The following is an 8,177-nucleotide window of genomic DNA, read 5'->3' as shown; positions in this document are numbered from 1 at the left end:
CCACGCCGGACCGCGTGACAGTCAGCACTCCCCGGCGCGACAAACCGCAGGTCGCATCCGCCACAATTTGCTCTGAGTCCGGGTAAGTACGACAGTGGGTAGGACCCAGTCGGAGGCCGCTCAGGGCACGGTCTACGATTCGATGAGCGCAAGCCAGAGACCGTTCGCCTCGCAGCCCGGGGACGGACGCGCATTCAGGAGGATCAGTGACTGCCGTAGCGCCCCAGCCAGTCCCCGCGATAGCTGCAGCCAGGCCTTACCCGCCGCGGCAGGGACCCAAGGGCTCGTTCATCTTCAAAATGATTACGACCACCGACCCCAAGGTGCTCGGAATCATGTACTTGACGACCTCGATCGCGTTCTTCCTCATCGGTGGTCTCATGGCCCTGATGATGCGCGCCGAGCTCGCTGTGCCCGGTATGCAGTTCTTGTCGAACGAGCAGTTCAACCAGCTGTTCACGATGCACGGCACGATCATGCTGCTGCTGTACGCGACGCCGATCGTGTTCGGGTTCGCCAACTACATCCTGCCGCTGCAGATCGGTGCCCCCGACGTGGCGTTCCCGCGACTCAACGCGTTCAGCTACTGGCTGTACGTGTTCGGCGCGATCATCACGACCGCCGGCTTCATCACCCCCGGCGGTGCCGCGGACTTCGGCTGGACCGCCTACACGCCCCTGACGAGTGCGCTGCACTCCCCGGGCGTCGGCGCCGACCTCTGGGTCATGGGCCTCGCGGTCGCCGGCCTCGGCACCATCCTCGGTGGTGTCAACATGATCACCACCGTCATCTGCCTGCGTGCCCCCGGCATGACCATGTTCCGCATGCCGATCTTCACGTGGAACATCTTCATCACCAGCATTCTGATTCTGCTGGCGTTCCCGCTGCTGACCGCTGCGTTCATGGGCCTGTTCGTGGACCGTCACCTCGGTGGTCACATCTTCGACCCGGCCACCGGCGGTGTACTGCTGTGGCAGCACCTGTTCTGGTTCTTCGGTCACCCCGAGGTGTACATCATCGCGCTGCCGTTCTTCGGCATCGTCTCGGAGATCTTCCCGGTCTTCAGCCGTAAGCCCGTGTTCGGTTACAGCGGCCTGGTCTACGCGACCCTGGCGATCGCCGCGCTCTCCATCGCGGTGTGGGCGCACCACATGTACGCCACCGGCGCCGTGCTGCTCCCGTACTTCTCGTTCATGACGTTCCTGATCGCCGTTCCTACGGGTGTGAAGATCTTCAACTGGATCGGAACCATGTGGAAGGGGCAGTTGACGTTCGAGTCGCCGATGCTGTTCTCCATCGGCTTCCTGATCACGTTCCTCTTCGGTGGTCTGTCCGGCGTCATCCTCGCGAGCCCGCCGCTCGACTTCCACGTCACGGACACCTACTTCGTGGTCGCCCACTTCCACTACGTGGTCTTCGGCACCGTCGTGTTCGCCACGTACGCCGGCATCTACTTCTGGTTCCCGAAGATGACCGGACGCATGATGGACGAGCGTCTCGGCAAGTGGCACTTCTGGACCACGTTCATCGGCTTCCACGGCACGTTCCTCGTCCAGCACTGGCTGGGTAACGAAGGTATGCCGCGTCGCTACGCCGACTACCTGCCCTCGGACGGCTTCACGTTCCTGAACACCTTCTCGACGATCTTCGCGTTCGTCCTGGGTGCCTCGACGCTGCCGTTCATCTGGAACGTCTTCAAGAGCTACCGGTACGGCGAGGTCGTGACCGTCGACGACCCGTGGGGTTACGGCAACTCCCTCGAGTGGGCCACCAGCTGCCCGCCGCCGCGGCACAACTTCACCGAACTGCCGCGCATCCGCTCCGAGCGTCCCGCGTTCGAGCTGCACTACCCGCACATGGTCGAGCGGATGAAGGCCGAGGCGCACGTCGGACCGGGCCACGGTGGCAAGCACGCCAGCACCGTGCTCGAGAAGGAACGCCACGAGCCGCTGACCGTCGGCGACGAAGGCGACCCCGGAACCGACACCGGCCGCTGACACATCAGTTTCGGAAAGGCCCCGCCCCCACACCGGGCGGGGCCTTTCAGTTGGCACAATGGGTGCCGGACAAGCCGCGCGAGCAACATGATCGGAGTACATCGGTGGGTGCAGCTGACACCACTGTCCTGGTGACCGTGACGGGCCCCGACCGACCCGGCGTCACCTCGGTGCTCTTCGGGTCGCTCTCCCGCCACGACGTGAGCCTTCTCGACGTGGAGCAGGTGGTGATTCGTGGGCGACTGACCCTCGGTGTCCTGGTGGCCTGCCCCGAGAACGGGGAAGCGCTGCAGGAGGAACTCGAAGAGGCGATGGCCACCGTCGGGATGTCGGTGGACGTCGAGATCGGTGCCGATCCCGGCAGGCAGTCGCTGTCCACCCACGCCGTGGTCGTGCTCGGTAGTCCGGTGTCGGCTCGCGCACTGCGTTCGGTGGCGCGGGAGATGGCGACCCTCGGGGTCAACATCGACTCGATCCGCGGCGTCGCCGACTACCCGGTGACGGGCCTCGAACTGCTCGTGAGTGCTCCCGGAACCGCGGAGGCGGACAAGAGTCTGCGCACCGTGCTGGCTGAAGTGGCCGTGCGCGAGAACGTCGACATCGCCGTCGAGCGCGGGGGACTGGCTCGTCGCGCCAAACGGCTCATCGTGTTCGACGTCGACTCGACCCTCGTCCAGGGCGAGGTCATCGAGATGCTCGCCGCCCGCGCGGGCGTCGAGGACGAGGTGCGCGCCGTCACCGAATCGGCGATGCGCGGCGAAATTGACTTCACCGAATCCCTGCATCAGCGGGTCGCGACCCTCGCCGGCCTCGACGCCTCCGTGATCGACGACGTCGCGGAAAACTTGGAACTGACACCGGGCGCCCGCACCACCATCCGGACGCTCCGCAGGCTCGGCTTCCACTGCGGCGTGGTGTCAGGAGGTTTCCGGCAGGTCATCGAGGGCCTGGCCCACGAACTGGAACTGGACTTCGTGCAGGCCAACACGCTCGAGATCGTGGACGGCAAGCTCACCGGCCGGGTGATCGGCGACATCGTGGACCGCGCCGCGAAGGCGACAGCGCTGCGGAAGTTCGCCGGACAGGTCGGCGTCCCGATGGAACAGACGGTGGCGGTCGGCGACGGCGCCAACGACATCGACATGCTCAACGCGGCAGGGCTGGGAATCGCGTTCAACGCCAAGCCCGCTCTGCGGGAGGTCGCGGACACCGCTTTGTCGCACCCCTTCCTCGACGCCGTGTTGTTCATTCTCGGGGTTACCCGCGACGAGGTCGAGGCCGCCGACGCGGTGGACGGCGTGGTGCGACGAGTCCCGCTGTCGTGACGGAATCGTGCCGCGACGCGGTTGCCGGGGAGACCGGTGACGACGCCCTGTGGGCGGCGCGTCACGCCGTCCTCGCGGCCGGATACGGCGGCCGGCCGGATCCGGACGACCCGGCGCAGGTTCTCGCCATGCCGATCGTGCTGCACATTCCCAAGGCCGACCCCCCGCCGCGTAGCGCCCTGCTCGAAGCTGCCGCGACCGCGGCGGTGGCGTTGTGCCTCGACTCTCGCGTCGGCCCCGACGAGACCGGCGCGCCCGGACCGTGGCAGGAGGATTACCTCGCCTGGATCGGGTCCCGGATCCGCAAGGTGTCGCGGCGTGCGCGGGGAGCGGGGTGGCGTGCGGCGCAGGAGGTCGACGGAATCACCGTCGACGTCGACGGTGCCCAGGCGCGCGCACTCGTGCCCGTCGCCGTCGGCGCACTCGACCCCCGCATCCGGAAGTTGCAGATCGGCGGCACCGATCTCGACCACGACGACCCCGGGGAGATCCCGGACGGGATTCCGGTGCTGTGGATCAACTCCGCCCTGGACATGACGGTGGGGAAGGCCGCGGCGCAGGTGGGTCACGCGTCGATGCTGCTCGCCGGTGCAATGACCACCGAGCAGGCACGCGCGTGGGCGGCCACCGGCTACCGCTGCGCCGTGCGGGATGCCGACGTCGGACTGTGGGAAGACCTGACCATCGAGGTGGTGCGGGGCAGGGCGGTCGCGGTGCGGGACGCCGGTTTCACCGAGGTGGCTCCCGGATCGATGACCGTGATCGCCTGCCCCTGAGCGTCGACGCATCGTCGGTCCAGTGCCTGTGTCGTGGCTRTGGGATGCGGCAGGATTTCCCGGAACACTGACGGTCATGCTCGCTCGACGCCTGATCGCATTGCTCGCCGGACTGTGGCTGTACGGCTTCTCGATGGCCATGATGATCACCACCGGCCTCGGCCTCGACCCCTGGGATGTGTTCCATCAGGGGGTCGCGGATCGCACACCACTCAGTTTCGGTGCGGTGACCGCGCTGACCGGTGTCGTGGTGCTCGCACTGTGGATCCCGATCCGTCAGAAACCGGGATTCGGCACGATCGCCAACGTCGTGGTCATCGCCGTCTCGGTGGACACGTCGCTCGCGTTCCTCGAACCCGCCGACTCCCTTGTCGTGCGCATCGTGGTGATGCTCGGCGGCGTGGTCCTCAACGCGCTCGCCACCGTGCTGTACATCGGTGCGGGGATGGGTCCCGGACCGAGGGACGGTCTCATGACCGGTCTGGTCGCGCGGACCGGGCTGTCGGTGCGGGTGATCCGCACGTCGATCGAGGTGACCGTGCTGGCCACCGGCTGGTTGCTCGGCGGCACCGTCGGGGTGGGCACCGTCGTCTACGCGCTGGGAATCGGCCCGCTCATCCAGCTGATGATGCGCTTCGGCGGCATCTACCCGACCGCACGGAAGACGAGCAGCGTCGGACCGGACAGTGCGATCGTGGAGTCTCCCGAGATCGGGCCGCCCGGCGCGGGTGCGCCGTCGGGCGATGTCGAGTCGAATTCGGCGAGCACCGTCCCGTAGAACCATTCGGGGCAGCCCAGCGTGATCACGGCGGGTCCGCCCGAGTGGAAGACGAGAAGCCAACTGTCGTCGGTGAGCTGGTGCCCGTCTTCGGTGTGGGAGCGGATGTCGGATCCGTCGATCCACGCCTGGAGGGTGCGCCTGGAGTCGTCGTACCACGCGGGGTCGTCCATCTCCGCGCCGTCGGCGCCGAACCACACGAGGTCGGGATGGCCGGTGGGTGTGCGCCTGCCCTCGAAGAATTCCGGCTGGCGCAGGGCGGGGGAGGCGCGTCGCAGGTCGAGGGCGCGGGTGACGAACGCGGTGAGGGTCGTGTCCCCGGTGCTCCAGTCGAGCGGCCAGGAGTCTTCACGCGGGGTGTCCTCGGGGACGCAGTACGCGTTGTTGTTGCCGCCGAGGGTGTGACCGAATTCGTCGCCGGCCGTGAACATCGGCGTGCCGGTCGACAGCGCGAGCGTGGCCAGGAGCGCACGGACGTGGCGGGACCGCGTCTCGATGATCGACGGATCGTCGGTGGGGCCTTCGACGCCGTGGTCGACGGAGTCGTTGTGATCGGCGCCGTCCCGGTTGTCCTCGCCGTTGGCCTCGTTGTGCTTGCGGACGTACGACACGAGGTCCGCGGCGGTGAACCCGTCATGCGCGGTCACGAAATTGACGGACGCCCACGGCCGCCGGTTTCCGAACACGTCCTCGGAACCGGCCACCCGGGAGGCGAGGTCGCGCACGCCGGTGCCGCCGTTCCAGAACCGTCGAACGGTATTGCGGTACTTGTCGTTCCATTCCGACCACTGGACGCCGAAGTGCCCGACCCGGTATCCGTCCGACGTGGCATCCCACGGTTCGGCGATCAGTTTGCACCGGGAGAGAACGGGATCCGCCGTGATCGCGGAGAAGATCGAAGCGCGGGAATCGAATCGGCCGCCGCCGGGACGGCCGAGAGCGGACGCGAGGTCGAACCGGAATCCGTCGACCCCCATCTCGTGCGCCCAGTAGCGCAGGCTGTCGCCGATCATCCGGACGACGATGGGCGACTGTGCATCGACGGTGTTCCCGCAACCGGTGATATCGATGTCGCGGCCGTCGGAGTCGAGGAGGTAGTAGCCGGGGGCGTCGAGGCCGCGCCAGCTGAGGCTGATGCCGTCGACGCCCTGCTCGCAGGTGTGGTTGTACACCACGTCGAGGATGACCTCGATCCCCGCGGCGTGCAGCGCGTCGACCATCGTGTGGAACTCGGTGATCTCCTCACCCGGCACCACCGCATAGCCCGGGTGGGGGGCGAAGAACGCCGCGGTGGAGTATCCCCAGTGGTTGCGCATGCCCCGCGCGCGCACGGTGGCCTCGGAGACGTACGCCTGGACGGGAAGCAGTTCGACCGCGGTCACGCCGAGGCGGACGAGATGGCCGACGACGGCGGGTTCGGCGAGACCCAGATACGTTCCGCGGTACTGCGGTGGCACGTCGGGGTGCCGTGCGGTGAACGATCCCACGTGAAGTTCGTAGACAACGGTTTCCTCCCACGGCCTTTCGATCCGCGGTCCGCTCGTGCGGGCGTGGTCGGCCGTGACCACCGACAGCGGTGTGTGGCCCAGGCTGTCGACGCGCGACGGGCCGCCGAACGGGTCGCCGTCGTGGGAGACGAGTGCGTCGTGGTCGCCGAGTCTGCCCGTGATGCGGGTCGCCCACGGATCCAGAAGCAGCTTGGCGGGGTTGAGGCGCACGCCGCGTGCGGGGTCCCAGCGTCCGTGCGCGCGGTAGCCGTAGCGTTGTCCCGCACCGACCCCCTCGACGATGCCGTGCCAGATGCCGTACGTTCGCTGGACCAGATCGATCCGCGTCTCGTCGCCGTCCTCGGAAATCAGGCACACCTGTACCAGTTCGGCGTCGGGGGCGTGAACCGCGAACTGCGTTCCGGTGCCACGCACTTTCGCTCCCAGGGGAAACGGTGATCCGGGCAGCCGCAGACTCGGCGGGAGCGACGACATCTCGCCGGGGTGCGAATCGATGTGAGGCGACACGCAACTGATCCTGCCGTGAATGCCCGGAAGATGTGCGGGAAGATGGGTGCGTGCATGAACCTGATCCTGATCTCCTCATCGAATTCGACGACGTTCTCCTCCGCCGCGGGGGCAACACTCTGGTGGGCCCGGTCACCTGGAAGGTGGAACTCGACGAACGATGGGTCGTCCTCGGACCGAACGGGGCAGGCAAGACGTCGTTGCTCCGGATCGCGGCCGCCGAACTGCATCCCACGAGCGGAAGCGCCTACCTTCTGGGTGAAAGGCTCGGCCGCGTCGACATCAACGAACTGCGACCGCGAATCGGACTGTCCTCCTCGGCGCTCGCCAACCGGGTGCCGTCCGAGGAGGTCGTGACCGATCTCGTCGTCTCCGCCGGCTACGCGGTGCTCGGGCGCTGGCGTGAGCGCTACGACGACATGGACACCGACCGTGCCGTCGAGATGCTCGAGAGCCTCGGCGCCGAGCACCTCGCCAAGCGCACGTACGGCACCCTGTCCGAGGGTGAGCGCAAACGCGTTCTCATCGCCCGTGCGCTGATGACCGACCCGGAACTGCTGCTGCTCGACGAGCCCGCCGCCGGTCTCGACCTCGGTGGACGCGAGGAACTCGTCGCGCGCCTCACCGACCTCGCCGCCGACCCCGATGCCCCCGCGACGGTCCTCATCACCCACCACGTCGAGGAGATCCCGCCGGGATTCACTCATGCACTGCTCCTCAAGGAGGGGGAGGCGGTCTCGCAGGGGCTCCTCGATCAGGTCATCACGGCAGAGAACCTCAGCGAGGCGTTCAGCCAGTCCATCAGACTGGACAAGGTCGACGGCCGGTTCTTCGCGCGGCGGACCCGCGTCCCCGGCGCGCACCGGCGGGGCTGAGGACCGGCCGTCACACCCGGGGGACCGACTGCGACCCCCGTCACCCGGCGGCGTAGGTTCCGAGACATGGTCTCGAAGCAAGAGCAGGCGCCCCGCGACAGTACCGACGTGGCACCCAAGGACGCGTCCACGGTCATCCTCATCCGTGACGCCGCGGCAGACGCCGCGTCGCCCGGAATCGAGGTGTTCCTCCTCCGCCGGGTGAAGGGGATGGCGTTCGCCGGCGGCATGACGGTGTTCCCCGGCGGCGGCGTCGACCCGTCGGACGCGGACGCCGAGGTCGACTGGGCGGGACCGTCCGTCGACTGGTGGGCCGAGCGGTTCTCCACCGACGCCGCGCGCGCGAAGGCACTCGTGTGCGCGGCGGTGCGCGAGACGTTCGAGGAATGCGGCGTGCTCCTCGCGGGACAC

The 8,177-nt window shown here is 67.8% G+C and carries 6 protein-coding genes and 1 pseudogene; 6 read left to right on the top strand and 1 reads right to left on the bottom strand.

Going from position 1 to position 8,177, the window contains the following annotated elements:
* The first annotated feature begins 206 nt into the window (after positions 1 to 206).
* From ctaD to yczE, 4 genes are all read left to right on the top strand, one after another.
* Complete coding sequence (gene ctaD, locus AC1D1G_RS37615; RefSeq protein WP_011598346.1) at positions 207 to 1,997, top strand: aa3-type cytochrome oxidase subunit I; 1,791 nt, start codon at positions 207 to 209, stop codon at positions 1,995 to 1,997.
* Between the two features lie 104 nt (positions 1,998 to 2,101).
* A complete protein-coding gene (gene serB / locus AC1D1G_RS37610; RefSeq protein ID WP_105413087.1) occupies positions 2,102 to 3,322 on the top strand; it encodes a phosphoserine phosphatase SerB in 1,221 nt (406 codons plus the stop codon).
* Positions 3,319 to 4,098, top strand: coding sequence for an aminoacyl-tRNA hydrolase (locus AC1D1G_RS37605; RefSeq protein WP_280781701.1), 780 nt, complete (start codon positions 3,319 to 3,321; stop codon positions 4,096 to 4,098). The genes serB and AC1D1G_RS37605 overlap by 4 nt, the downstream gene beginning before the upstream one ends.
* 76 nt (positions 4,099 to 4,174) lie before the next feature.
* Positions 4,175 to 4,876 (top strand): membrane protein YczE, encoded by a 702-nt coding sequence (yczE, locus tag AC1D1G_RS37600; protein WP_283354675.1) that lies wholly within the window; start codon positions 4,175 to 4,177, stop codon positions 4,874 to 4,876.
* Between the two features lie 17 nt (positions 4,877 to 4,893).
* On the opposite strand, the pseudogene glgX reads toward yczE, so the two are convergent.
* Positions 4,894 to 6,858: pseudogene (gene glgX, locus AC1D1G_RS37595) on the bottom strand (glycogen debranching protein GlgX); the annotation flags it as partial.
* 83 nt (positions 6,859 to 6,941) lie between these two features.
* Between glgX and AC1D1G_RS37590 the strand changes: the two are divergent.
* A complete protein-coding gene (locus AC1D1G_RS37590) occupies positions 6,942 to 7,766 on the top strand; it encodes an ABC transporter ATP-binding protein (protein WP_477956116.1) in 825 nt (274 codons plus the stop codon).
* Positions 7,767 to 7,832: 66 nt separating this feature from the next.
* On the top strand, positions 7,833 to 8,177 hold a 345-nt coding region (locus AC1D1G_RS37585), incomplete at its 3' end, for an NUDIX hydrolase (RefSeq protein ID WP_477956115.1).

It is taken from the genome of Rhodococcus sp. P3_B8, from assembly GCF_056402775.1.
The sequence above is the reverse complement of the archived record's forward strand: the minus strand, read 5'-3'. Positions and strand labels throughout refer to the sequence as shown.

Coding starts and splice junctions, on each gene's coding strand:
- yczE (WP_283354675.1), top strand. CDS start 4,175: ATGCTCGCTCGACGCCTGATCGCATTGCTCGCCGGACTGTGGCTGTAC.